General features: G+C 61.1%; 15 protein-coding genes. 11 read left to right on the plus strand and 4 right to left on the minus strand.

The window, feature by feature from the left end; all coding sequences use genetic code 11:
- The first annotated feature begins 285 nt into the window (after positions 1-285).
- Positions 286-1,176 carry a hypothetical protein gene (locus Q0106_RS00075; protein ID WP_297607376.1) on the plus strand — a complete coding sequence of 297 codons (891 nt, stop codon included), beginning with the start codon at positions 286-288 and terminating at the stop codon, positions 1,174-1,176.
- Positions 1,177-1,286: 110 nt separating this feature from the next.
- Here the strand turns inward: Q0106_RS00075 and Q0106_RS00080 are convergent, their stop codons facing one another.
- Positions 1,287-4,994, minus strand: a complete 3,708-nt coding sequence (locus tag Q0106_RS00080; RefSeq protein WP_297607377.1) for a pyruvate carboxylase — start codon at positions 4,992-4,994, stop codon at positions 1,287-1,289.
- Here Q0106_RS00080 and Q0106_RS00085 point away from each other — a divergent pair.
- A complete protein-coding gene (locus tag Q0106_RS00085) occupies positions 4,993-5,178 on the plus strand; it encodes a hypothetical protein (protein ID WP_297607378.1) in 186 nt (61 codons plus the stop codon). The two genes, Q0106_RS00080 and Q0106_RS00085, sit on opposite strands and share 2 nt — an antisense overlap.
- 16 nt (positions 5,179-5,194) lie before the next feature.
- Here Q0106_RS00085 and Q0106_RS00090 read toward each other — a convergent pair whose 3' ends face one another.
- Positions 5,195-5,980 carry a hypothetical protein gene (locus Q0106_RS00090; RefSeq protein WP_297607379.1) on the minus strand — a complete coding sequence of 262 codons (786 nt, stop codon included), beginning with the start codon at positions 5,978-5,980 and terminating at the stop codon, positions 5,195-5,197.
- A 348-nt stretch (positions 5,981-6,328) separates the two neighbouring features.
- Between Q0106_RS00090 and Q0106_RS00095 the strand changes: the two genes are divergently transcribed.
- The 4 genes from Q0106_RS00095 to Q0106_RS00110 all read left to right on the plus strand — a co-directional run bounded on the left by Q0106_RS00095 (position 6,329) and on the right by Q0106_RS00110 (position 10,910).
- Positions 6,329-8,164 (plus strand): PhnD/SsuA/transferrin family substrate-binding protein, encoded by a 1,836-nt coding sequence (locus Q0106_RS00095; RefSeq protein ID WP_297607380.1) that lies wholly within the window; start codon positions 6,329-6,331, stop codon positions 8,162-8,164.
- On the plus strand, positions 8,139-8,750 hold the full coding sequence (locus Q0106_RS00100; protein WP_297607381.1) for a response regulator: 612 nt from the start codon (positions 8,139-8,141) through the stop codon (positions 8,748-8,750). The genes Q0106_RS00095 and Q0106_RS00100 overlap by 26 nt, the downstream gene beginning before the upstream one ends.
- A gap of 130 nt (positions 8,751-8,880) precedes the next feature.
- A complete protein-coding gene (locus Q0106_RS00105; protein WP_297607382.1) occupies positions 8,881-10,470 on the plus strand; it encodes an FAD-dependent oxidoreductase in 1,590 nt (529 codons plus the stop codon).
- Positions 10,471-10,565: 95 nt separating this feature from the next.
- Positions 10,566-10,910: a cytochrome c3 family protein gene (locus Q0106_RS00110; RefSeq protein ID WP_297607383.1), complete on the plus strand. Its 345-nt coding sequence runs from the start codon at positions 10,566-10,568 to the stop codon at positions 10,908-10,910.
- Positions 10,911-11,000: 90 nt separating this feature from the next.
- Here Q0106_RS00110 and bcp read toward each other — a convergent pair whose 3' ends face one another.
- Positions 11,001-11,471: a thioredoxin-dependent thiol peroxidase gene (bcp, locus tag Q0106_RS00115; protein ID WP_297607384.1), complete on the minus strand. Its 471-nt coding sequence runs from the start codon at positions 11,469-11,471 to the stop codon at positions 11,001-11,003.
- 625 nt (positions 11,472-12,096) lie between these two features.
- Between bcp and Q0106_RS00120 the strand changes: the two genes are divergently transcribed.
- Positions 12,097-13,524, plus strand: coding sequence for an FAD-dependent oxidoreductase (locus tag Q0106_RS00120; protein ID WP_297607385.1), 1,428 nt, complete (start codon positions 12,097-12,099; stop codon positions 13,522-13,524).
- A 437-nt stretch (positions 13,525-13,961) separates the two neighbouring features.
- On the opposite strand, the gene Q0106_RS00125 is transcribed toward Q0106_RS00120, so the two are convergent.
- Positions 13,962-15,344, minus strand: coding sequence for a nitronate monooxygenase (locus tag Q0106_RS00125; protein WP_297607386.1), 1,383 nt, complete (start codon positions 15,342-15,344; stop codon positions 13,962-13,964).
- A 404-nt stretch (positions 15,345-15,748) separates the two neighbouring features.
- Between Q0106_RS00125 and Q0106_RS00130 the strand changes: the two genes are divergently transcribed.
- From Q0106_RS00130 to Q0106_RS00145, 4 genes are all read left to right on the plus strand, one after another.
- Positions 15,749-17,290 carry a Na+/H+ antiporter NhaC family protein gene (locus tag Q0106_RS00130; RefSeq protein ID WP_297607388.1) on the plus strand — a complete coding sequence of 514 codons (1,542 nt, stop codon included), beginning with the start codon at positions 15,749-15,751 and terminating at the stop codon, positions 17,288-17,290.
- A gap of 514 nt (positions 17,291-17,804) precedes the next feature.
- On the plus strand, positions 17,805-22,403 hold the full coding sequence (gltB, locus tag Q0106_RS00135) for a glutamate synthase large subunit (RefSeq protein WP_297607390.1): 4,599 nt from the start codon (positions 17,805-17,807) through the stop codon (positions 22,401-22,403).
- Between the two features lie 2 nt (positions 22,404-22,405).
- Positions 22,406-23,896, plus strand: a complete 1,491-nt coding sequence (locus tag Q0106_RS00140; RefSeq protein ID WP_297607392.1) for a glutamate synthase subunit beta — start codon at positions 22,406-22,408, stop codon at positions 23,894-23,896.
- 329 nt (positions 23,897-24,225) lie between these two features.
- Positions 24,226-25,782: a DASS family sodium-coupled anion symporter gene (locus Q0106_RS00145; protein ID WP_297607394.1), complete on the plus strand. Its 1,557-nt coding sequence runs from the start codon at positions 24,226-24,228 to the stop codon at positions 25,780-25,782.
- Positions 25,783-25,802: the final 20 nt, after the last annotated feature.

Raw genomic sequence — 25,802 nt, forward strand, 5'->3', positions numbered from 1 at the left:
GAGTCCCGGATTGTGATTCCGGTTGTCGTGGGTTCGAGTCCCATCTCCCACCCCATCCACAGAATTCGAAAGAGCTCCTGATTCTAGCGGTCAGGAGCTTTTTTCTTGCCTTTATATTTCTGCAAGGCAGGGAGTTACGCTATTCAAGTTTTTGCGTCATCTTTCTCTTGACAATGGCTAGAATGGCTGAAGAAATTGGTTTTTCGAAGTAATTTTTATCAGCTACAGCTCTAGTGCCTATTCTTAAGTTTCTCCATGATGGGTTTCTTGGATCAGGAGGTTTCTATGGAGAACGTAAAAATCATGAATGAAACTTTCTCGATTCAATTCTCGGGCCAGGCTTTCGATAACAACGATATCCCTGCAGCTGCTCTGGCACAGTCCCTTCTCGCGCTGGACGGACTTGCAAAGCGAACAGCCGATGCAGTGTATGGAAAAGACTCCAACGCCGAGATCAAGGTTAAAGCTGGGTTTCGTCAGGGGTCCTTCATCGTAGATCTGGTGGCGACATGTTCAAAAGACCCTGTTACTGCGATTGCGGTTGCAGGGAGTGCAGTGACGGTTGCATATGGCGTTGTCCCGATGATCAAGGGCGTCCTCAAGCTTGGAAAATTTTGCTTTGGCAAAAAGATTGAAGCAAGCACCGAACCTGATGAACACGGAGAGGTAAAGGTTGTCAATCAAATTGGTCAGGTCAATTATTTCAACGCCGCCGTGATCAATATCTACAATCAGGACCGAACCCGATCTCAAATTTCTCGCCTGACGCAGACTCTTGATCAAGCCGGCGCTGACTCAATCAGCATCAGCACCGGAGATGACGACCAAACGCCCGAAGTGATCAACAAGCAGGATCGGGAATTCTTCCGTTATGAAGAAGGAATGGTTCTAACGGACAATGAAAGCGAGGTCATCCTTGAGATTGTCGGACCGATGCTGGACGGATCCCAAAAGGGATGGCGATTCAGCGAAGGAGATGACGGCGTCGAATTCTCTGCAAGCGTTGAGGATGAAGATTTCTTAGGAAAAGTAAAGTCGAGAGAAATCAAATTTGAGAACGGCACTGCTGTACGTGCGATTGTGCGCACCGTGCAGCGCAAAAATATTCGTACGGTAACGGAACGCACGATTGTTGAGGTTCTGGAGGTTTTGTCGCCTCCGCAAGTGCTGTTCTAATGCCCTCAAGGCCTCTTTGCCGGAGGCATTTCCTTACGCTCAAGAATGCCGAAAGGCCGCGCGGATTCTCTCCGGCGCGGCCTTTCTTCCCCATGATTCGGGCTTATGGGTTAAGCCTTCTCCTCATCCTCAGGGAGCTTTGCGCCGCAGATGGCGCAGAAGAGCGCTTTTCTCGAAGCGGCTGGAGCTCCGCAGCAGGGGCAGCGTTTCGGCACGGGTCCGAGTTCAACGATGAGTTCGCCCTCCTCAACGGGCACCATGCGGCGGGTCTGGGCAAAGTCTGCGGTCTTGAGAACGCGCTTCACAATGCCGTCCATGGGAGCGCAGACAGCCTTTTCCTGCTTCATGATGGAGACATTGAAGAGCTCCTGGCCCTTCTTGACGATGTCGCCCGGGGCTACATGCACGATCCAGAGATCGGCCTTTCTGGGGCTTGCCACTTCGCCCGGCACGCTCGGATCGGCAAGCGTGACGCCCGCTTTCCTGGCGGACCCCGTTTCGAGCTTCACGTCGGTCGTGAGGATTTCGCTGTCGAGCACGTAGCGTACGGTTGACACACCTTCTTCGTTCACCGGGTCGATGGAGAGGAGATGAAGCTGATGGGGCTTCCCGTCAGAGCTCGAGAAGTTGAGCGTCTGTCCGGACTTGAGGCCCTCAAACCAAACATCGAGCGGGAGGCAGTTCGGATCGCCGAATTTCTTTCGGAATTCAATCGTCTTCAATGCGTCGGCCGGATGGTTGAGGTACATCACGAGCTCTTCGGCGGTGGGAGCGCGCTTCAAAAGCTTCTCGAGCGAACGCTTTTCGCCTTCAATATCGGCGGGAGCGAGGCTCGCGAGGGGCGACGCTTCGCTTCTCGCGGCAAGAGCCTCGCGCCACCTCGGACCGAAGGCGGATTCATAGACCCAGTCGTCGGGGAAGCCGAGCGGAAGGCGGCCGAACTTGCCGAGGAGGAGATTCCGGAACGCCTCATTGCAGTCGACGTAGATCGTGAGGCGCGCGGCCTTTTCTTCGGTAGTGAGATCGGTCTTCTTCGTGCCCGCCATGCGGATCGCCGCAAGGAGCCTTTCGACGGCGGGCATGCCGCCCCGCTTGTAAGCCCCCGTGACCGCGAGGAATGCCGTATTCCAGGTGATCTGCGAGCCCGGCGTCACGTCGTGATAGCGCACGATCCTGCGGGTGCATTCGAGGAATTCGAGCATGAAGGGCAGAAGCTGAATGTAGCCCTGCTTCACGGCGCCTTCCTGAGAGGACGACGTGGCGCCGCCCGGCATCTGGTAGCGCGTCACCTCGTAGTCGACGCCCTGGAAGTAGGGCGAGCAGTAGCGGTCGAAGTAGGGCATTACCTGCTTCGCGGCGAAATTGGCTTTCGAGATCGCTTCCCGGTTGATGAGGGTCTTCATCCCGAGCTCGTCCTCGAGATAGGCGGCAAGGGACAGGAGATCCCCCTGACCGTAGCTTCTCACCGATGCGCCGAGACCGGCGTCGAGAATTTCGCAGCCCGCCTGAGCGGCAGCCGCGCAGGCCGGAAGGAAGAGTCCGTCCGTCGCGTGACGGTGATAGTGAAGCACCAGTTCGGGCCAGCGCTTCTTAAGCGCCGTCACGAGGGCCGTCATGAAGGCGGGCGAGCAGACGCCAGCCATGTCCTTGAGGCCGAGAACGAAGTTCCTCGCGGCTTCCTTTTCAGTCACGCCCATGGTCTTCGCAACCATGCGCAGAATGGCTTCGGCCGACCTGAGGCAGTAGTTGACGTCGAACCAGGGCGCGCGAGAGAGCGCTATTGCCGGCTCGAAGAGCTTGTCGCGGCGCGAGAGCACGACCTCTGCGATCGGCTGCATGTTTTCGGCTTCATTGAGGAAGTCGAAGCACCGCACGACGTCGTAGTGCTCGCAGATCATTTCGCCCGTGAGCCGCATGAGGTTTCTCGGCTGCGGCGAGTAGCCGAGGACGTTCGTGGAGCGCACGAGCAGCTGCTTCAGTGTCTTCGGCGCAAAGGCGTTCCATTCGCGCGCCTCTTCAAAGGGATAGGTCATGTTGGCGAGCATCGCCACATGGAAGTGCGCGCCGCCGCCGTTTTCAATCGAGAAGAGGCCGGCGTTGTCGAGGTAGGGTCCGATCAGGCGGTCTTCCGCGAGGCGCATACGGTTCCCGTGGTTCGACTGCGTCATGTCGCGGGTCGTCGTGTCGGTGAAGTGCACGCGTCCCGTGTCGCGGATGAAGGAGAGAATCGACTCGCGGTCGCTCTGCGGATAGGGCGAAGGCGCGCTGCGGGCGGCTTCGGAAAGCTGCGGCAGCACGGGCGTGAAGCTTCCGAGCTTCGGCGTCGTGCGCGAGCGGTAGGTGCCGAGCGACACGTAGGGGTTGAAGCCCCGGGCGGAGATTTCGGCAACGAGCTTCGCCAGGCGCTCGCTCTCGGGACCGAGATCCGTGTACCGGAGAAGCTCCGGGTGCTCCTTCACGAACGTGGTCGTCACCTTCCCCGCGCGGAAGAGCGGATGGCTGATCACGCCGCGAAGGAAGGGAATCGTGGTCTTCGGCCCGCCGATCATGTATTCCGAGAGCGCGCGGTCCATGATGCCGAGGGTTTTCTGCCAGTCGCGCGCATAGGTGATGAGGAGCGCGCCCGCGGAGTCGTAGTTGGGCGGGAATTCGTAGCCCGCCGAGAGGTTGGAGTCGAGGCGCACGCCCGGGCCGCCCGGAGACACGTAGCGGGTGATGAGGCCTGAATTCGGCGTGAAGCCGTCCTGCGGATCCTCAAGGTTGACGCGGACCTGAAGTGCATGGAAGGCGGGTTTGACCGACTCTTCCGTAAAGCGGAGGGTCGAGCCGAAGGCGATGGCGATCTGCTCCTCGACGAGGTCGATGCCGTAGCGGCTTTCCGTAATGCCGTGCTCGACCTGCAGACGCGTGTTCACCTCGATCATGTAGGGGGTGCCCTCCTCGGTCACGAGGAATTCGACGGTGGCGACCGAGTGGTAGCCGACGTCAAGCACCAGGCGCTTCGCGTAGTTCTTGAGCCTCTCGCGCAGCTCGGGCGTCATGCCCGCCCAGGGCGAGGGCGTCACCTCGAGGAGCTTCTGGTTGTTGCGCTGCACCGTGCAGTCGCGCTCGTCGAAGGCGAAGACGTTGCCCCAATGGTCGGCAATGACCTGAATCTCAATGTGGTGGACGTGAGCGAGGTACTTTTCAACAAAGAGCCTCGGGTTCCCGAAAGAGGCCTGCGCCATGGCGGAGGCTTTTTCAAAGGCGTCCTCGAGCTCGTCCTCTGACGTGACGAGGAAGATCCCGCGTCCGCCGCCGCCGCCCTCGGCTTTGAGCATGATCGGAAGGCCGATCTCGCGCGCGAGGCGGCGCGCTTCAGGAATGTCGACCGATTCGTCGGATCCCGGCACGACCGGAATCCCGAGACGGCGCGCCACGCGCCGCGCCTCGACCTTGTTGCCGAGGAGATGCATGGCTTCGGCCGAGGAGCCGATGAAGGTGATGCCCGCTTCCCGGCAGAGTTCGGGGAAGGTATTGTCCTCGCTCGCAAAGCCCCAGCCCGGGTGAATGGCGACGGCGCCGCGTTCGCGGGCGAGCCGGATGATTTTCGGGAGATCGAGATAGGCGCGGGGGTCTGCGCCGAGAAGAATGAGTTCCTGTGCGGAGGCGGCTGCCGGCTCCGCCTTGTCGATGTCGGTCGCGGTGACGGCCGCGACGGCATTGAATCTTTCGCGTATGGAGCGGGCTATTCGTCTTGCCGGAATGCCGCGGTTTGCAACAAGGATGACCTTGCCGCGCAGGCTTTCGCGGACCTCCTCAAAAGAGCGTTGCTGCATGCTGGATTTTCCTTCCTGTAAGCGTGTGGTGATTGGCTGGATTTTTTTATTGTTTTCCCGCTCCGAAGAGCTTCCGATGCTCGGATTCCCCTGCGGTCAGCGTGCTTTTCTCGATGTTCTGAAAGCTTTTTGTCCGACCTCAGGGACCGGGGCGGGAAGAGAGAAGAAAGAGATGGAGCTTTGAAATGCCTCCGGAGCGGTCAGTTCCGCATGAGGCTCCCGCGCAGGCAGGAGATCATGCGGGCGTGCGACTGGATGACGAGCTCGCCCTCCGAGGAAAGCCCGAAGAGGCGCCCTTCGATCCGGCCGCTCCCCGGACCCTCGGGGTCAAGAACGGAAATGTTCTCGCCCTTCCAGAGGAGATAGTCTTCGGCAAGGGCGCGCCAGCGCTCGAGAAGCTCGAGCGGATCTTCCCGCGCGATGCGCGCGGCGATGCGGCACCAGAGGAGATAGGGGTCATTGAGGCGTGCGTGTGAGGACCCCGGAGCGTTATGGTGAAGCGGCACGGCATCCGCGAGCTTCCCTGCGGGGAGCGCCGCACCTTCGCGCAGGAGGTCGGCGCCCGGCGCCCAGGAGAGGTTGAGGCCGATCCCGGCAGTGAGCAGCCCGCCGATCTCCTTCAGCAGAATTCCGCCCGCCTTGGCGGCGCCTTTATGCGTGAGCGCTACGATGTCGTTGGGCCACTTGATGAGGACGGCGTAGCCGAGGGCTTCAAGCTCGTCGGCAATGAGTGCGGCGAGTGCGGCGGCGCTTGCCTCCGTCTGCCAGACGCCGGCAAGCGGGAGGCGGATCGCCGCATGAACGTTCCCGCGGCGGCTTTCCCAGGCGCGGTTGTACTGTCCGTGACCGGCCTTCTGCTCGTCGGCAAAGACGGAGCCGAAAAGCGGGAGCTCTCCCTTGTCGAAATATTCCCGGGCGTTCTGGAAAACCGATTCGGCAGAAGCGAGGCGCAGTGGCGCTGGCGGACGTGGATAGGCGGGCTGCATGGTTCGGGGCATCCTGGAATTTCAAAGGATGGAAGATCCTTTGCCTCATTTCAGGTTAACAGCTGGAGCCTCCCGAAAAGCGGTTATTGCCGCCTCAAAACGCATCTCAATGAAGAGCTTTTGCGCCCGTCAAGTGGTCCTTGGGAGAAAGTGCCGATGGACATTCTGCCTAGTGCGGCGGCCTCAAAGCGTCTGCCGGGATGCCCGGGGTGAATGCGCTCCGAAAAAATGTATGACGATGTATGACCGCCATCACGGACAGTCGGCGCGGCGTCAGGCGTGATGCTCATGCGGGAGTGCGGGTGTGCTAAAACTTTTCCGTGCACTCCGCTCTTCAGGTCCGAAAACATGTCGTTCCGCAGACATCCTCTTTTTGCCGCTCTCATGACGGGCGGACTTCTCTTTTCCATTCTCCTGCCGGTTCACGGCGCAGAGAAAATGCCGGGAAGTCCGCAGGTGATCCGCATCGGGATCAGCGAATTTGCGGATTATTCGGTGAATCTTCCCATCCTGCCGGCAACCGTGAAGACGCTCGAGGAGACGCTGGGCGGCGATCGGATCGAGGTCAGGGAGCTTTCGGTTGCGGCGCTCCAGGAGGCGGCAAAGAAGGGCGAGGTCGACATCATCATTTCTTCCGCCGGCACCTACCGGCGGCTTGCCATTGAAGGCGCGGGCGTCCGTGATCTCGCAACGGCGGTCTCGACGAGAGCGCCGGACCCCAATCATGCGGACGGGTCGGTATTTTTTGTCCGGGCGGACCGCACGGACATTCATACGATCCGGGAGCTTGAGGGAAAAAGCGTCGCGGCGACCCACCAATACGCCTTTTCCGGCTGGCAGACCGCGGCAGGGGAGCTTCTTGCCCGTCACCTCCCCGAAGCCGACCATTTCTTTTCCCGCATTGACTGGCAGGGCCACGAGATGGCGCGCGTCGTCAAAAGCGTTGAGGAAGGAAGCACGGATGCCGGCGTCGTCCGGGCATGCTTTCTCGAAGACATCGGCGCTGACCTTGCAAAATTCCGCGTCCTCGACCCGAGAGCGCCCGACGGCAGGATCGACTGCATGACGTCGACGGACCTTTATCCCAACTGGACGGTTTCGACGCTGCCCGGGACGCCTCCGAAGGTGAGCGCGGAAGTGGCGGCGGCGCTTCTCGCGATGAAGCCTATTGGAAACGGACTGCAGTGGAGCGTCGCCACGGACTTCAGAACCGTCGACAAGCTGCTTTTCGACCTCCGGGTCGGGCCCTACGCGTATCTGAGGAACTTCAGCTTCATGCGCTTCGTCAGGGAGCATTCGCTTCCCTTCGGCGTCGGGATAACGTTCCTCCTTGCGCTCCTTCTTCATTCGGCGACGGTCTCCTATCTGGTGCGCCGCCGCACGAGAGAGCTCGAGGCGTCGCTCACGCGCGAACGGGAGCTCGAGCGGGAAACGCATGAAGCCGAGCTCAGGCTCGGAAGGCTTCAGCGCATCGGCATCGTCGGGCAGATGTCCTCGATGATCGCGCACGAGCTCCGGCAGCCCCTCGCGAGCATTTCGCTTTATGCGTACGGCCTCCTGAGGCGCTTTGAAAATAAGACGGATACCCGCGAAGGCACCATTGATTTCATTGAACGGATCGAGGAGCAGACGAAGCGCGCCGCATCGATCGTCGACCAGGTGCGCGGATACGCAAAGGGGCTCCGCGGACGGGCGCCGCTCGATCTCGCTGATGCGGCGAGGAAGGCCGCCGGGGAGCTCTCCAAAACGTCCCGCCCGGCCGTCGTCCTGTTCGAGTCGAAGGTGCCGGAGGGGAGGCTTATGGTTGAAGCCAATCCGCTTGAAATTGAACTGATGGTGCTCAACCTTGGGAAGAACGCCGCGGAGGCCCTCAAGGCCGCACCCTCCGCGAGAGAACCGGAAATCCGGATCGAGGCGGCGCAAAAGCCCGGGGAGGCCGTGATTGCGGTGTGCGACAATGGGCCGCAGATCGGCGAAGCGGCCTGGAAGCGCCTCAATGACGCGAATGTCAGCACGAAGGCTTCGGGGCTCGGGCTCGGACTCGCCATCGTCCGGTCGCTAGCAGAGGATATGGGAGGAAAACTCGTGCTTTCCCGCCCGGAAAGCGGAGGGCTCTCGGCCGAAATTATTCTTCCGCTTATTCATGAGGAAAGAGGAGATGCAGCCGCTCATTCGGATTGTTGACGACGACGATGCCGTCCGCACGGGCCTTTCCTTCGTGCTCGAAGGCGAAGGCTGGTGTGTTGCCGCTTATCCGTCGGCAGAAGCTTTTCTGCGCGAGGATCTGCCGTCCCGCCCCGGCTGCCTGATTCTCGACATCAACATGCCCGGCATGAACGGGCTCGAGCTTCAGCGCACGATGCGCGAGCGCGGTTATGGTCTCCCGATTATTTTCCTCACCGGAAAGGGAAGCATCGACGCGGCCGTGACGACGATCAAGCTCGGAGCCGTGGAGTTTCTTGAAAAGACGGAGGACGCCTCGAGACTCATTGCTGCCGTGCGCGACGCCGTGGCGCGCTCGCGCGCCGGGTTCGCCGACCTTGAGGCGGATCCCTTCGACGCGATTGAGGCGGTGAGAAAATTGACGGATCGCGAGCGGCAGATAGCGGGCTTTCTTGCCTCGGGACTTCTCAATCGTCAGATTGCGGAGCGGCTCGGCATTTCCATGCGGACGGTGGAAACGCACCGGCAGACGGTCTTCAAAAAGCTCGGCATCAAGAACGTTTCAGAACTCTCAACGCTTCTTGAGATGGCGAAGATCCCCGACTGAGGACCTCAGAAAGCGGCTCTCGTTTGACGAGCCCGGGGAGTACGTACGTAGGGTCATTTTCTAAATTCATCTCCATGAGGAAAGCCGCAGGCGCTTTCCTTCGAAATCTCAACGAAAAATGGAGAAGAAAATGACCTCAATGTCAAAGCGCTCATTCCTTCGCGGTGCGGTTCTGGCTGCTGCGGCTCCGCTCGTTCCCGCTGCGGCGAGTGCAAAGAGCTTCAGTGAACCCAAATGGGACCGCGAGACCGACGTCGTCGTTCTCGGCTACGGCGGCGCCGGTGCGGCTGCTGCAATTTCCGCGCATGATGCCGGCGCTTCCGTCGTCATTTTCGAAAAGCTCGCCGAGGGCGGCGGCAACACCGCGGTGAGCTCGGGCGGCGTGATGATCCCGAACAACGAAGAGCGCGCCTTCCAGTACCTCGCGAAGACCTACAGCTTCGCCAACAGCGAAATCGATGAGGAGCAGCTGCGCGCCTTCGTGAAGGAATCCATGAAGACGAAGGAATTCCTCCTTTCGCTCGCCCCCGATCAGAAGGTTTATGTCTACGGCTATGCGGGCTTCCAGAACATCCCCGAGCAGGATGCCATTGAAAAGTGGCGCTTCCGTACCCCGAAGGGACAGAAGACCCGCGGCGGCGACATGCTCTTCAACAACTACCGCTACGCCGTTGAAACGGCCCGCAAGATCCCGGTGGTCTACAACGCCCGCGGCCTTGAACTCATTCGCGAGAACGATGAAGTGAAGGGCGTCTGGATTGAGATCGAGGGCCGCAGGGAGGCCGTCAAGGCCCGCCGCGCCGTCATTCTCGCTACCGGCGGCTATGAGTTCGACCAGACGATGCTCTCCAACTACACGATGGGCAAGGACTTCCATCAGCTGGGCGCCCCCGGCAACACCGGCGACGGCGTGCGCATGGCTCAGGCGGCCGGCGCCGATCTCTGGCACATGAATGCGCTTTCCTGCCCGCTCGGCCTCGTCGTGCCGGGCCTCAAGACCGCATTCCAGATCAACATGCTCGCGGCGAGCTGGTTCTACGTCGACCAGGACGGGAAGCGCTTCGGCAATGAAAAGGCGGACAACCACACGGGCGTCTACACCGTCAATGTCCTCGACCCGATCAAGCACCGTTATCCGCGCATCCCGTGCTACGTGATCTTCGACGAAAAGGCCCGCCAGCGCGGACCGATCGTCGGCGGCGCCACCTCGGGCTGGGCCATCAACCGCGAGGGCTACCACTGGAGCCGCGACAACTCGGCCGAAATCGAAAAGGGCGTGATCGTTTCCGCGCCCACCATTGAAGCGCTCGCCAGGAAGATCGGCGTTCCGGCGGAAAACCTCCGCGCCACGCTTGAAGTCTGGAACAAGGACATCGCTGCCGGCGAAGACAAGGCTTTCGGGCGTCCGATTCAGAAGAAGGGCAAGTCTTCCTTCGAAGGCCGCGAAGCGCCGCTCATTTCGGCGCCCCTCGATGCGAACGGTCCCTACTACGCCGCGAAGCTCGTTCCGACGCTTCTCAATACCCAGGGCGGTCCGCGCCGCAATCAGCTCGGTCAGGTGCTCGATCCCTTCCGTCGTCCCATCGCGCGTCTCTACAGCGCGGGCGAACTCGGTTCCATGTGGGGCCACATCTATCAGGGCGCCTGCAACAACGCGGAAGCCTGCGTGTTCGGCCGCATTGCCGGCCGCACGGCTGCCGCCGAAAAGCCCTGGGACTGATGAGCTCTCTCAAGGCTGACAGCGCCTGACCCCAAACCCGGCTGCCGCGGTCCGTGAGCGACCGCGCAGCCAGTGCAATCAGAAGACGAATAAAAATGAAGCGTTCTCTCTATATGTTCTTAGGCTGCGCGATGGCGCTCTCCTTCCTCTTTGAAGGAAGCGCCTCTGCAGAAGGTCTTGCAGACCGCCATGTGGCGCGCGGTCTTCAGTGCCAGAGCTGCCACGATACGACGCCGCCCAAAGCGGATGTGAAGTCGGCGAAGTGCGAAGCCTGCCACGGGTCGATGGCCAAGGTGGCCGAAAAGACGGCCGACCTCGACATCAATCCTCATGATTCGCATATCGAAGGCGCGCAGTGCCTTGAATGCCACCAGGGCCATAAGAAGCCGCAGCTTCTCTGCGACCAGTGCCATGAGTTCAGAGGCATGCGGGTGCCTTGATCGCGGTCCCCGAATGAACGGACAGAAAAAAGCCGGAGCATCCCTCGCAGGACGCATCCGGCTTTTTGACTATTTCACTAGCGAAAGGCTTCAGGCTTTGAGGAGCTTGAGGAGTTCCTCAACGTGGGTCTTCGCCTTGACGCCGCGAAGCGCATGAAGGATCTTCCCTTCGGGGTCGATCACGAAGGTGGAGCGCTCGATGCCGAAGCACTTTCTGCCGCACATCATCTTTTCCTTCATCACGCCGTAAAGATTGCAGACCGTCTCTTCCTTGTCGGAAAGAAGCGGGAAGTTGAGCGACTGCTTGTCGCGGAAATTGCAGTGGCTCTTCACGCTGTCGCGCGAAACGCCGAGAATCTGGTAGCCGAGTGCGGCAAAGTCGTCGCGATGGTCGCGAAAGCCCTGAGCTTCGGCCGTGCAGCCCGCCGTGTTGTCCTTGGGATAGAAGTAGAGAATGACGCCCCTGCCTCTCAGGGAAGAAAGCGTGACGGATTCGCCGGAATCGCTATCAAGAGTGAAGTCGGGGGCGGCAGCGCCGGCAGCAAGTTCCTGGTCAGACATCTGAAAGTCTCCTCGGATTAATTAAAGGCTATTGAAAATGGTCTTTTGATTGAGTGCGATGGAGTCTAATCCGTTTTCTATCGGAACGAAAACGGTCCCGGGCGCAAAACCGTTAGGAAATCGTTCTGCCGGACAAGTCCGGCGATGAGGCGGATTCTCTGAGGAGAGTTGGTGCTGTTTTTTTAAGTGCGCTCACGGAAGCCGGATCCTGGATACGTTAACGAACTTGAGCAGTTAGGCACTGGCTTCAACTGCTTCTTTTGGGATGGCTGAAGAGTGAAAGCAGGATTCGCGACGGGCAGAACCAGGGCTGCTGTCGTCGCAGAGCGCGGGCATGAAGGCGCCCTGGGGCTGCGTCTTTCAATCGCTGCGTCACGGGCCGCATCTGCAATGACGTTTTAGTCCCGTCGGGCCGATGGCTCCCCGCTTCCTGCAAATGTCCGGACGGCAGAAAATCTGCAGATCAATCGCAGCTTCATCGGCGGGGAAACCCCGATGCCGTCTTTTGAAATCTGGCGCGAAGCCAGGCGGGGAGCGGACTGGCGCAGGTTTTCCCGAACGGAGAGGAGCGGATTGCTCAACTACAATTAATAGGTTTACTGTTTTCAAAAAAGGAGAGAGAACAATGTCGACCATTTCCCGTCGTTCCCTGATGACTGCCGCCGTCGCCGCACCCGCTGCGGCGTTCCTGCCTGCCGCGGAAGCTTCCGCTTCGGAAAAGTGGGATGCATCGTGCGATGTTCTGATTGCCGGGGGCGGCGCTGCAGGCTGCATGGCCGCCGTTGAGGCGGCCAGGGCCGGGAAGTCCGTGATGCTCGTGCAGGCGATTCCCGCTCTGGGCGGCAGCTCCGCCATTTCGTCGGGCTGGATCCGCGCCTGCGGAACGCGCTGGCACAAGGCCCGCAATATCAAGGACACGGTTGAGGCCTACAAGGAAGACATCCTCAGATACGGCAACGGCTGCCGTCTCGAGAAGAAGGCCGAAGTCATCGCCAGCGAATCGGGAAAATTCGTCGACTACCTCGCCGATATCGGCGTCACCTTCACGGATGAAGAAGACCGCGCCAACGGCGGCGCGACGCTCCGCATCGTGAAGACTGCTGGCGGCGGCAATGCCCTCATGCAGAAGCTCGGTGAGGCCGTGGAGAAGACGAAGGGCGTCACCGTGCGCAAGCGCACCCGCATCGTCAAGGTGCTCCTTGATGCAAAGGGCGAACGCGTCGTCGGCGCCGTAATTGCCGTGAGGAATAAGGAGCAGCGCGTCAGGGCAAACGCCGTCATTCTCGCGACCGGCGGCTACGGACGCAATCAGGAGCTCGTGGAGCGCTTCACCAACGGATGGGCGAAGACCGGCCGCATCATGGACCTCGAGGACAAGGGCGACGGCCTCATCATCGCCACCGATCTCGGCGCGGGAACCGCGAATCTCAACATCGCCATGGTCTGCCCGACGCTCGAAGTCACGAAGAACATCTTCTATTCGTCCGCTCCGATTCTGAACGGCGCCATCTTCGTGAACGAAAAGGGCCGCCGCTTCACGAACGAATACGTGATCTACACCCAGACCAACATCGACATGCTCAGGCAGAAGACGACCTGGGAAATCGTGACGCCGGAACTGCATCCGGTTGTCGGCAAGATGATCGAGCAGGGCGTTGCGCACAAGTGCGATACGGTTGAGGATCTTGCGAAACTGATCGGCTGCCCGGTCGACGGGCTTAAGGCGGATATCGAGGACCACAATGCAACCACGCGGCTCCCTGCAGAAAAGCGCCATGATCGTTTCGGCCGCGTGGTCTACGGGAAGGAGCTCAAGGCTCCGTTCTACGCTCTGCAGGTGAAGCCCGTCATGATTGAAACGGTGGGCGGCATCACGATCAACGAAAAGAGCGAAGTCACCACGCTCCTGGGCCGTCCCATCGCAAAGGGACTTTATGCAGCCGGGGCCCTCGCTTTCGGCGAGCATTTCGGCACGGGCTACCGTTCGGGCGAAGCCTACGTCTACGCCGGCGTCACCGGCATGGTTGCCGGCAGAGAGGCGGCGAAGCTGTGATGTAGCCTGAAAGAGGTAACTCTTTAAAAGGAAAAGGCCATTGACGGAGAACTTTTCGTCAGCGGCCTTTTCTTTCTGCGGACAGCAGAGAGATCGGTTCCGAAGCTTCTGAGGAGCTTCATTGCAGCTCGCTCACTCATGCCGCACTTCTTGCCGGCAGCGGCGCAGTCAAAGCCTTCGGCCTGGTAGATCTTGATGATCTTGGCAACCCATTGGCAGCCGAGCGGCGTCTCAATCCGCTTTCTGTCGGAACAAAAACGATCCCGGGCGCAAAACCGTTAGAACATCGTTCTCGCCGGAGAAGTCCGCCGATGAGGCGGATTTTATGAGAAGAGCCTGGTTCCCCACGGCACAAGAAAGCCTTCTCCGGGGGATATCGTCCGGAGAAGGCTCGAGCCTCTGAAGAGGCGGTTCAATCGGTCATGCCTGCCGCTAAGTTATGAGCCGGCCTTGGCGGAAACTTCCCGATTCGTGCCTGCAAAAGGCTGAAAGATCTGCGGAGCAACCTGAGGGACAAATCCGGCACTGAGGTTCGTCCGGAGCGCCTGATGCTCCCTGAGGTACTCCTGCGCGGCCTTCGGCAGACGAATTTCGTCGCCTGTGCTCTCCATGTAGTCCTCGTAGACGTCGGCGGCCGTGGGAAGGATCCACTCGCCGTCCTCCTTCTGGATGGAGGTTTCATGAAGGCGCGAAGCCATGGCGCCGCACGTCCACACTTTATAGTTCCGCATATGCGTGCAGAGGCAGCCCTTTTCCTTCGGGGGAACGGGTTCGCCAGCGCTCATCGCTTCATGACGGAGCTTCCATTCCTTGAGATAAGCGCATTCGCCGTGATTGAGAAGATATCCGTAGGCTTCGCAGTTGGGACGGATGTCGCTTTCGATCGCCGGAGAGCACTTCAGCATGCGCATCGGATAGCCCGTGGGGGAGAGGCCGTTTACTTCGATGTCTTCGGGCTTCGAATTGAAGAACGCCTGCTTGGCGGCGCACGTGAGGCCGCTCTCTTCAGTGACGGCAAAGCGGGTGGCGGCCTGAATGCCGTTCGCTCCGACCTCGCCCATGAAGCGCGCGGCGTCCCCGCCCGTGAAGATTCCGCCCGCGGCGATCACGGGAATGGAGAGGTTCTTTTCCGCAAGAAAGGCCTTCACTTCCTTCACGATTGCTTCGAGCGAATGATTCTTCCAGTCCTCCATGCCGAAGCCGAGGTGGCCGCCGGCGAGAGGCCCTTCAACCACGACGTAGTCGGGAAGACGCCCCGTTGCGGCGCTCTTTCTGAGAAAGAGGTTGAGCGCGCGCGACGAGGAAACAATGATCCCGAGGAGCGCATCGTGAAAGCGCTTGTTTTCCGACATCAGGCGGAAGCTCGAGAGGTGGAGCCCCGCCGAGAGCGTGATGCCGTCGATCCCGGCGTCGAGCGCCGCGTTGAGGCGGGTTTTGAGCGTGTCGAGCCCCGAATTCATCGTGAGCTTTTCCATGCAGTTGATGAGCATGAGCCCGCGGCCGGTGGTGCGCTGCATGACGTTCGAGATGTAGCGGATGGTCGCCTCGCGAACGGCGTTGAGATCAAAGAGCTCGGCCGATTTATCTGCGGCGTCCCTCAGGCCCGCGTAGAGCTTTGCCTTGGCGGCGGTGAAGCGCGTGCCGAAAAGGCGGTCGGAGACGTCCATCAGCATGGCGTCGGAAAGATGAGAAATGCCGCCGAGCTTTTCAACGGCGAGACCCAGCTCGGCCGTGGAAATATTCGTGCCCATGCCGCCCACGATGAGGGGCGAATAGTCTCTTCCTCGCAGCGTAAGAGCGTAGGAGCTGAGTGAGGTCATTTGGAAACTCCGAAGGAATAGGGGGCGGCAGCTCTGCCGCTCGTTCAGGTTTCGAAAGTTTCTCTTTTCAGAAGTCCGATTCACGGACTTAAAAACTGGGATAAATCCGCAAAAAAAGTCCCGTTTTTGGGGCTGAAAATGTGCTATGCGAGAAAACCCTGACGCCGCCTCCGGCGAGCCGGATCGGACTTCAGGAGTAGGAAGGACGGGATTTATGCCGGGAGCGGCGAAGTCTGCCGGCCTTCTGCTCAAAACATTTCCCGAGCAACAACTTGTTGCATAATGCGGGGATGATTGCGGCTCTGCCCCTTAAGAGGCAGAGCCTTCCCCGATGAACCGGGTGCCGGCGCAGCGTTTCTTCAAATCGCGCCCGTGAAGGCATCCTCAGACAAAAACAAAAAAATATGGAACCCTACGCCGCTGGATGGCTGTCCATCGTTCCGCCGATTGTTGCCATCGTTCTTGCGCTTCTTACGAAGGAAGTGCTCTCATCTCTCCTGATCGGCATCCTGACGGGCACCCTGATCTACACGATCGGCACCGACGGGAACGTCATCATGGATACGCTGCAGACGACCTTCACGCTGATGGGCAACAAGGTCGACTTCAACATCCTGATCTTCACCTCGCTTCTCGGCGCCCTGGTTTATGTGGTTGCCATGTCGGGCGGCACCAAGGCCTACGGCAACTGGGCGGTCGAGCGCGTGAAGACGCGCCGGGCGACGCTCTTTTCGACCTCGGGCCTCGGCATCCTGATCTTCATCGACGACTACTTCAACTGCCTCTCCGTCGGCACCGTGATGCGTCCGCTCTGCGACCGCTACAACGTCTCGCGCGCGAAGCTCGCCTACATCATCGACTCGACGGCGGCTCCGGTCTGCATCATCGCGCCCGTATCCTCCTGGGCGGCTGCCGTGGGCTCGTCCCTGAAGGGCAACGGCGTCTTTGAGTCCGACATGGTGGCCTTCATCGCCTCGATCCCCTGGAACTTCTACGCGCTCCTTTCGATCTTCATGGTGTTCTTCATCATCGCCACGGGCCTCGATTTCGGCCCCATGCGCCGTTCTGAAGAACGCGCCGCCGCGGGCGACACCGGCGGCGTGAAGGGAGGGGGCGCTGAGCCTCCGAAGCCCAATCCCAGGGGCAAGGTTTCAGACATGCTGATTCCGATCTGCGCCCTCATCGTGCTCGCCGTCCTTTCGCTCATGTATTCGGGCGGCTACTGGGGCGACGATCCGGCGTACCACACCTTCCAGTCCTCGATCGGGAATTCGTCCGCTGCATCGGCCCTCGTCTGGGCGGCCTTCGGCGCCGTCCTCGTCGCCTTCATCCTCTACGTGCCGAGGAGGCTCGTCCCCTTCAGCGACTTCATGCAGGGGCTGCTTGAGGGCATGAAGCTCATGCTCCCGGCCAACATCATCCTGATTCTCGCCTGGACGCTTTCGGGCGTCTGCCGCGACCTCATCAGTACGCCGCAGTTCGTCGAGTCCATCGTGACGCAGTCGGGCGCGGGCCTCTCGCTCTTCCTCCCGGCGGTCGTCTTCGTGATCGCGGCCTTCCTCGCCTTCTCGACGGGCACGGCCTGGGGCACCTTCGGCATCCTCATCCCGATCGTCGTGCCGGTCGTTCAGGGCATTGATCCCTCGCTCACGATTGTTGTTCTTTCGGCCACCCTCGCGGGTTCGGTCTTCGGCGACCACTGCTCTCCGATTTCCGATACGACGATTCTTTCGTCGGCAGGCGCAGGATGCAACCACATCGAGCACGTGGCGACGCAGCTGCCCTATGCGCTTCTCGTTGCCGCCTGCTCGGCCGTGGGCTACCTCGTCGCCGGCCTCTCGCACGGGAACCTCTGGCTCTCGCTCGGCACGGCGCTTCTTCTTCTGATCGTGTCGGTTGTGGTTCTCCACAGCCTGCGCGGAAAGCAGAAGACTGCCGCAGCCTGATCAGTTTCCCTGAGCTGCCGTTCTGGGAACCGCCATGTGCGGTCCCGGAAGTCCCCCGGAAAGCCTTCCTTCGGCGCCGGGGGATTTTTTATGCTTTTCTCCCCAAAAAGTCATAAGGAGAATCGCCTCCTCTCTAAGGCATTTCTCCCAGAAGGCAAGGTTCGAATTTTCTTTTTTATGACTTCGATCAATGCTTGCACCGCCTTCTCCTCGGGAGAACCCGGATTGACGGCATCCGCAATCAAGCATTCTTAATGCCTCAGGCCTGTCTCCGCTCAGCGCGGAGCGGGCGACCCCCGCGCTCAGAGCGAATCACTGATGGTTTGCTTCAGGCGCATGTCAAGAAAAACGTCTGCAGACCCGGTTCCGCAAGCCCCTCGGAAGGCTTTACGGAAGAAAAGCCGGGTCGACGGCAGACCAGCACGGGGCAGAGAACGAGACCAGGGTGCGGCTAAAGGCTTGAAGACTTCAGTCCGTCCGCCTTCTCCGACGATGCTTCAGGGTAAGGAACAAAATGGAGAATACCGGCGGCTTATATCGGAGCGAGTACGAGCACGACGCATGCGGCGTCGGCTTTATCGCGCACATCAAGGGCCAGAAGAGCCACAGCATCGTGAGCCAGGCGCTCGAGGTTCTGAAGAACCTGCGCCACCGCGGAGCTGTCGGCGCCGATCCCCTGCAGGGCGACGGTGCTGGCATCCTCATTCAGATTCCGGATCAGCTCTATCGCGACGACATGATGAACCAGGGCGTGAAGCTTCCGCCCGCCGGCGAATACGGCGTCGGGATGGTGTTTCTGCCGCGCGAGGAAGCCTCGCGCCACGCCTGTCAGGAAGAAATCGAGCGCGCGGTGCGCGCCGAAGGCCAGGTGATCCTCGGCTGGCGCGACGTGCCCGTCGACCGCGACATGCCGATGTCGCCCGTCGTGCGCGAGAAGGAGCCGGTGATACGGCAGATATTCATCGGGCACAGCCCTGATGTTCTCGTGACGGATGCGCTCGAAAGAAAGCTCTACATCATCAGAAAGCGGAGCTCGATCGCCATCGCCAATCTGAAGCTGAGGCACTGCGGCGAGTTCTACATCTGCTCGTGTTCGGCGAGAACCGTGGTCTACAAGGGGCAGCTTCTTGCCACCCAGGTCGGCGTCTACTACCGCGACCTGCAGGACGCCCGCTGCACCTCCGCGCTCGCGATGATCCACCAGCGCTTCTCGACCAACACCTTCCCGCAGTGGCAGCTCGCGCACCCCTTCCGCATGATCGCCCACAACGGCGAAATCAATACGCTGCGGGGCAACTTCAACTGGATTCAGGCGCGCGAAAAGCATATTTCCTCGCCCGTGCTCGGGAGCGACCTCGACAAGGTCTGGCCTCTTATTTTCCAGGGCCAGTCCGACTCGGCATCCTTCGACAATGCGTTTGAACTCCTCGTCATGGGCGGCTACCCGCTCGCTCAGGCGGCGATGATGCTGATCCCCGAGGCCTGGGAAAAGAATGCCTCGATGGATCCGAAGCTTCGCGCGCTCTACGAATACAACGCCGCGCTCATGGAACCCTGGGACGGCCCGGCCGCGGTCGCCTTCACGAACGGCCGCCAGGTGGGCGCGATTCTCGACCGCAATGGCCTCAGGCCCGCGCGCTACCTCACCACCAAGGACGACCTTGTCGTCATGGCCTCCGAATCGGGCGCCGTGCAGATCGAGGAATCCCGCATCCGCCGCCGCTGGAGGCTCGAGCCCGGAAAGATCCTCCTGATCGACATGGAGCAGGGGAGAATCATCGGGAACGAGGAGCTTAAGACCTCGCTCGCCACGCAGCATCCCTATCAGGAATGGATCGACAAGATTCGGATCCGCATCGACGACATTCACGAGACGCCTGCGCCTGAGAAGCTTGCGCTCCCGCAGAAGTCCCTCATGCGCGTCTTCGGCTTCAGCCGCGAGGACGTTGAGCGGATTCTGAAGGCCATGGCCCGCGAGGGACAGGACCCGGTGATGTCGATGGGGAACGACGCGCCGCTCGCCTGCCTCTCAGAGCGTCCGCAGATGCTCTACGACTATTTCCGTCAGCTTTTCGCTCAGGTGACGAACCCGCCGATCGATCCGATCCGCGAGGAAATGGTGACGTCGCTCGTGAGCTTCATCGGCCCGCGTCCGGACCTTCTCAACATCATGGCAACGAATCCCCCGGTTCGCCTTGAGGTCGAGCAGCCGGTGCTCACTGAAGCGCAGATGGAGCGCATCCGCTCGATCAGCCGCTTCACGGACGACAAGTTCCATTCCCGCGAACTCGACATCACGTATCCGCTCTCCTGGGGCCCCGACGGCATTGAAGCGCGCTTGGCGAGCATCCGCGCCGCCGCTGTTGATGCCGTGAAGAGCGGCATCAACATCCTGATCCTCACGGACCGCAAGGTGAACCGCGACCGCGTCGCCATCCCGGCGCTTCTCGCCACTTCGGCCGTTCACCAGTGCCTCGTCGAGCACGGCCTGCGCACGAGCACGGGGCTTGTCGTCGAAACGGGCTCCGCGCGCTCGGTTCACGACTTCGCGGCCCTGGGCGGCTACGGCGCTGAAGCCGTGCATCCCTATCTCGCGCTCTCCGTCGTGGAGAGCCTCGCCAGAACGGAAGAGGACCGGGAGCGCTTTGAAGAGAACTACATCCACGCGATCGACAAGGGTCTCTACAAGATCATGGCCCGCATGGGCATCTCGACCTACATGTCCTATGTGGGCGCGCAGATCTTTGAGGCCGTGGGTCTCAGAAAGTCCTTCGTCGACAAGTACTTCACGAATACGCCGAGCCCGATCGAGGGGCTAGACCTCTTCGACGTCGCCCGGGAAGCGGTTGAAATTCACCGCCGCGCCTTCTCGACTCCGATCATGATGACGCCGGTGCTCCCCGCAGGCGGCAACTACATGTTCCGCGAGGACGGGGAATCCCACCTCTGGACCCCGGAAGCGATCGTGCATCTGCAGCGCGCCGTACGTCAGAAGAGCTGGGAAGAGTACGAGAAGTACGCAGAGACGATCAACAATCAGACGAAGAAGCTCCTCACGATCCGCGGGCTCTTCGAGTTCGTGCCGGGCAAGTCCGTGCCGCTCGAGAGCGTGGAGAAGGAAGAGCTCATCATCCGCCGCTTCTCGACGGCTGCGATGTCGATGGGCGCCATCTCCACGGAAGCGCACGTGACGATGGCGGTCGCCATGAACCGTCTCGGCGCCATGAGCAATTCGGGCGAAGGCGGCGAGGACGTCCGCAGAAACGGCGTGATCGGGAAGGCAACGACCCTTAAGGCGGTTCTCGGCGACGACGTCGTCGTCGATTATCCCCTGAAGAAGGGCGACAGCCTCCGCTCCCGAGTGCGTCAGGTGGCTTCCGGGCGCTTCGGCGTCACGACGGACTACCTCGCCAATGCCGACCTCATTCAGATCAAGATGGCGCAGGGCGCGAAGCCCGGCGAAGGCGGCCAGCTCCCGGGACACAAGGTCTCGAAGTACATCGGCATGCTGCGCCATTCGCTCCCCGGCATCGGACTCGTTTCGCCTCCGCCCCACCATGACGTCTACTCGATCGAGGATCTGGCGCAGCTCATACTCGACCTCAAGTACGCGAACGTCAATGCGGGCGTGAGCGTGAAGCTCGTCTCCCAGGTCGGCATCGGCACCGTGGCCGCGGGCGTGGCGAAGTGCAAGGCCGATCACATTGTGGTGTCGGGCCACGACGGCGGCACGGGCGCAGCGCCCGCCACCTCCATCAAGCACGCGGGGAGCGCCTGGGAAATCGGGCTCGCCGACGTCGAGCAGACGCTCGTCATGAACGGGCTCCGCTCGCGCGTCCGCCTTCAGGTCGACGGTCAGATCAAGACGGGCCGCGACGTGGTGATCGGCGCCATTCTCGGCGCCGACGAATTCGGCTTCGGCACGTCGCCCCTCGTGGCGATGGGCTGCCTCATGATGCGCAAGTGCCAGAAGAACACGTGTCCCGCGGGCATCGCCACGCAGGATCCGGAACTTCGCCGGCAGTTCGTGGGTCTCCCGGAGCACGTGGAAAACTACTTCCGCTTCGTCGCCCGCGAAGTTCGCGAAATCATGGCAAGCCTCGGCGTCAGGCACTTCGATGAGCTGATCGGCCATACCGAGCTTCTGAAGAAGGTTGACCACGCGCCCGGCACGAAGGGAAATCTCCTCAATCTCGACCGCATTCTTCATCGTTCGGAAAATCCGTCGGGAGATCCGATCTTCTCCTGCGAACCGCAGGATCACGAGCTCGAGAAGGCTTTCGACATGCAGTACGTCGGGAAGCTTCGCGACGCGCTGAAGACGGGCAAGCCCTTCGAGGTGGATTCCCCGGTCGGGAATACCGACCGCGCCGTCGGCACGCTCCTTTCGGGCGTCGCGGCTGAAGCCGGGAAGGAATCGCTTCCCGCAGACTTTGCGCTCTTCAGGCTCCACGGCATTGCCGGACAGAGCTTCGGCGCATTCCTCGGACAAGGCATTTCGCTGCGCCTCACGGGCGGCGCCAACGACTATGTCGGGAAAGGCCTCTCGGGCGGCTCCATTGCGCTTAGGAAGAGCGACGCCTTTGACGGAAAGCCCGAAGAGAACGTCATTGCCGGCAATGCCTGCCTCTACGGCGCCACTTCCGGCGAAGTCTTCATTTCGGGCGTCGCCGGCGAACGCTTTGCCGTGCGCAACTCCGGCGCGAGCGCTGTGGTTGAGGGCGTGGGCGACCACGGCTGCGAATACATGACGGGCGGCACGGTGGTTGTGCTCGGACGCACCGGGCGCAACTTCGCCGCCGGCATGTCGGGCGGCATGGCCTATGTCTATGACCCGGAGAACTCGCTTGCCGGCCGCATGAGCAGCGGCAAGTTCACGCTCTCGAAGGTGCTCCCGAAGTCCGGGCAGCCGGCGATTGAGCCCAAGCACCTCGGTCTTTCGGACGAAGAAGTGCTCCGCGGACTTCTTGAAAGGCATCTCGCGCTCACGGGCAGTCCTGCTGCGCGCGCAATTCTCGACGACTGGGGCGAGGCGCTCGGGCGCTTCACCAAGGTTTTCCCGCTTGAGTACCGCAAGGCGCTCGCCGAACTTTCCCGGGATGAGGAGCACTGAAAATGGGACTCGACAAAGGTTTTCTCAAGTACGAGCGCATTGAGCCGAAGCATGAACCCGCGGTGATCCGCATTCATCACTTCCGCGAATTCATTTCGACGCTCACCGACGACGAGGCGCACGATCAGGCGGCGCGCTGCATGGACTGCGGCATTCCCTTCTGCTCGCACGGGTGTCCCCTTCACAACCAGATGCCGGACTTCCAGCAGTACGTGACGGACGGGGACTATCAGAGCGCCTGGGAGGTGCTCTCCGAGACGAGCAGCTTCCCCGAAATCACCGGACGCATCTGCCCGGCGCTTTGCGAGGAGAGCTGCACCCTCGGCATCCACCGCGAGGCGGTCGGCATCAAGTCGATCGAGCGCAAGATTGCCGAATACGCCTTCGAGCACGGGCTCGTGCAGCCGGTGCTCCCCTTCGCAAAGACCGGCTGCCGGGTTGCCGTGGTGGGTTCGGGCCCCGCGGGGCTCGCCTGCGCCCAGGCGCTTGTGCGCGCGGGCCACGAGGTCACGGTCTACGAAAAGATGGACAAGGCGGGCGGGCTTCTGCGCTACGGCATTCCCGACTTCAAGCTCTCGAAGGAAGTGCTCGACAGACGGCTCGATCAGCTCGTGCGCGAAGGCGTGAAGTTCGTCCTCTCGACCCGCGTGAGCGCGGGGAGAAACGATGAGACGCTCGAAAACGGCGTGCACGATGATTCCGTCGACACGATTTCGATCGAGAAGCTCTCTGCGGCGAACGACGCCGTCGTCCTCGCGCTCGGCGCCGAGGTGCCCCGCGACCTGCCGCTTCCCGGCCGGAGCTTGAAGGGGATCCACTTCGCGCTCGACTTCCTTATCGCGCAGAACCGGGTCAATGCCGGAGGCGTCCCCAATCCGATCGACGTGCGCGGAAAACGCGTCGTCGTGATCGGCGGCGGCGAAACGGCAAGCGACTGCATCGGCACGGCGAACCGTCTCGGAGCCAAATCCGTGACGCAGCTCGACTATCACGCCGAACTCCCCGAAAAGGCGGATCTCCTTAAGGAATGGCCCGACTGGCGGAAAATCAAGCGCACGTCCACCTCGCAGGAGGAAGGCTGCGTGAGGCTCTTCTCCACGAGCACCACGTCCTTCACGGGCGAGGACGCCGTGACGGGCGTGAAGACCGTTGAGGTCACCTGGGGACCGGGGAGAAAGATCACGCCGGTTGAAGGCACGGAAAAGGAAATTCCTGCGGACGTGGTGCTGATCGCCATGGGCTACGCGCATCCTTCTCATCGCCTCGTCGAAGCGCTCGGTCTCGGCACCGACAAGCGCGGAAGCATCGAGGCGCCGGTTCATGGCGCGGGCGCCTGGCGCACGGCTTCCGAAGGCGTCTTCGCCGCGGGCGACGGCAGAAGCGGGCAGTCGCTTGTCGTCAACGCCATCGCTGAAGGACGCGAGTGCGCGAGGGCCGTTGATGCCTGGCTCAAGGAACTGCGCGAGGAGCGCACCGCCCGCTCCTGGCGATGACGGGGGTCTCTTTCCTCTGACCTGAAGCAGAAAGGGCGCCGGATCCGTGAAAAGACCGGCGCCTTTTCTTCACCTTTAGCGAGCAGGATTTTCTCTTCAATGCATTGATTTGGTGCGTGCGCGCACGTCCTTCACTCCGATGAGGCTTCTCTCTGCAGCAGCTCTTTCGGCCGGACGCCTGCTCTCCCTATGAATTTTGGACGAGGGCGGGTCGGCAGCAGGCAAGGCAAAGCCTTCTCAAGGGACCTTCTCCTCTGAAGCCGACGCATCCGGCACGGTTCTTGCTCCTTTCTCTTTTCCCGCTCCAACACAACAAAGATCAGACAACCATGACGAGTGCCGCCAATCTCTCCACAGATTCCCGTCCGCCCTCAACGGAAGTCAATTCCGCGAGGGCGCCTCTTGATGCCGGCAGGGCCGGGGAGCCGAAGCCCGGCTTCTTCAAGCGCTTCGGCCTCATCTTCGCCTTTATTGCGCTCGCGCTCATCTGCCTCGCGCCCGAGCAGCAGGGACTTACCGTTGCCGGACAGCGCATGATCGGCATCATGGTCTTCGCCGTGATCACCTGGTCGAGCACTGCGGTCTCCTTCCCGGTTTCTGGCGGTCTCATCATGGCGCTCATTGCCGTTCTGATCGGTCTCTCGCCCAAACCCGACGGAACGGGCATCATCGGCACCACGGCCGGCATGAAGACGGCGCTCACGGGCTTTTCGTCGCCTGCCTTTTGTCTCGTCGGCGCGGCGCTCTTTCTTGCCGCCGCCATGATGAGAACGGGGCTCGACAAGCGCATTGCGCTCTTTACGCTCTCCAAAATCGGCGCCACGCCCAACCGCGTCGTGATCGGCATCATCCTCTGCGGCTTCATTCTCTCCTTCTTCGTGCCCTCGACCACAGCGCGCGTGGCGTGCCTAGTGCCGATCGTGATCGGCATGATCCGGGCTTTCGGCCTGCAGATCAAATCCGCCTTCGGCGCGATGCTGATGATCACCGTTGCGCAGGTCGACTCCGTCTGGAATGTCGGCATCAAGACGGCTGCCGCGCAGAACATGGTCGCCGTCAACTTCATCCGAGACATTACCGGTCAGGAAATCTCGTGGCTCGACTGGTTCATCGCCGCGGCGCCCTTTGCCGCGCTCATGTCGGTCGTTCTCTATTTCGTCGTGACGAAGCTTCTGGGAAGGAGCGTCGAACCCTTCCAGGGCGGCGAAGCCGCCGTCAGAAAGCAGCTCGCGGACCTCGGTCCCATGAGCGCCAATGAATGGAAGCTCACGATCGTCTCCCTCATCCTTCTCTGCCTATGGATCACCGAAAAGAAGCTCCATCCCTTTGATACGACGACCACCACCGTCTGCGCGATCGCGTTCCTGATGCTCCCCCGAGCAGGCGTCATGGATTGGAAGGGCACGGTCGACCGCATCAACTGGGGTACGGTCCTCGTCTTCGGCGTCGGCATTTCGCTCGGCTCCGCGCTTCTTTCGACCAAGGCCGCGCAGTGGCTTGCCAACTGCATCGTGACGGGCTTCAGCCTCGCCGACGCCTCGACCTTTGCGGTCATCGCCATCATGGCGGCCTTCCTCATCATCGTTCACCTGGGGTTTGCTTCCGCGGCCGGGCTCGCTTCGGCCATCATTCCGATCATCATCGCGGTCCTGGGCGAACTTCAGGATCCGAACGTCAACATCCTCGGCATGACGATGATTCTGCAGTACGTGATCAGCTTCGGCTTCATCCTCCCGGTGAACGCGCCGCAGAACATGATTGCCTACTCGACGGGCGCATTCGACGTGAAGACTTTTGCCTTTACGGGCATCATCCTCACGGCTGCCGCCTATCTCCTCGTTCTGCTTCTTACCGCTACCTACTGGAGCTGGCTTGGCCTGGTGTAGGCGCTGGATTCAATGAACAA

The sequence above is a fragment of the uncultured Sutterella sp. genome (assembly GCF_937923675.1).
Lineage (GTDB): Bacteria > Pseudomonadota > Gammaproteobacteria > Burkholderiales > Burkholderiaceae_F > Sutterella.

Excerpts from the sequence above, each read along its gene's own strand:
- Q0106_RS00075 (WP_297607376.1), top strand. The coding sequence starts at position 286 with ATGGAGAACGTAAAAATCATGAATGAAACTTTCTCGATTCAATTCTCG.
- Q0106_RS00085 (WP_297607378.1), top strand. The coding sequence starts at position 4,993 with ATGCTGGATTTTCCTTCCTGTAAGCGTGTGGTGATTGGCTGGATTTTT.
- Q0106_RS00080 (WP_297607377.1), bottom strand. The coding sequence starts at position 4,994 with ATGCAGCAACGCTCTTTTGAGGAGGTCCGCGAAAGCCTGCGCGGCAAG.
- Q0106_RS00090 (WP_297607379.1), bottom strand. The coding sequence starts at position 5,980 with ATGCAGCCCGCCTATCCACGTCCGCCAGCGCCACTGCGCCTCGCTTCT.
- Q0106_RS00095 (WP_297607380.1), top strand. The coding sequence starts at position 6,329 with ATGTCGTTCCGCAGACATCCTCTTTTTGCCGCTCTCATGACGGGCGGA.
- Q0106_RS00100 (WP_297607381.1), top strand. The coding sequence starts at position 8,139 with ATGCAGCCGCTCATTCGGATTGTTGACGACGACGATGCCGTCCGCACG.
- Q0106_RS00105 (WP_297607382.1), top strand. The coding sequence starts at position 8,881 with ATGACCTCAATGTCAAAGCGCTCATTCCTTCGCGGTGCGGTTCTGGCT.
- Q0106_RS00110 (WP_297607383.1), top strand. The coding sequence starts at position 10,566 with ATGAAGCGTTCTCTCTATATGTTCTTAGGCTGCGCGATGGCGCTCTCC.
- bcp (WP_297607384.1), bottom strand. The coding sequence starts at position 11,471 with ATGTCTGACCAGGAACTTGCTGCCGGCGCTGCCGCCCCCGACTTCACT.
- Q0106_RS00120 (WP_297607385.1), top strand. The coding sequence starts at position 12,097 with ATGTCGACCATTTCCCGTCGTTCCCTGATGACTGCCGCCGTCGCCGCA.
- Q0106_RS00125 (WP_297607386.1), bottom strand. The coding sequence starts at position 15,344 with ATGACCTCACTCAGCTCCTACGCTCTTACGCTGCGAGGAAGAGACTAT.
- Q0106_RS00130 (WP_297607388.1), top strand. The coding sequence starts at position 15,749 with ATGGAACCCTACGCCGCTGGATGGCTGTCCATCGTTCCGCCGATTGTT.
- gltB (WP_297607390.1), top strand. The coding sequence starts at position 17,805 with ATGGAGAATACCGGCGGCTTATATCGGAGCGAGTACGAGCACGACGCA.
- Q0106_RS00140 (WP_297607392.1), top strand. The coding sequence starts at position 22,406 with ATGGGACTCGACAAAGGTTTTCTCAAGTACGAGCGCATTGAGCCGAAG.
- Q0106_RS00145 (WP_297607394.1), top strand. The coding sequence starts at position 24,226 with ATGACGAGTGCCGCCAATCTCTCCACAGATTCCCGTCCGCCCTCAACG.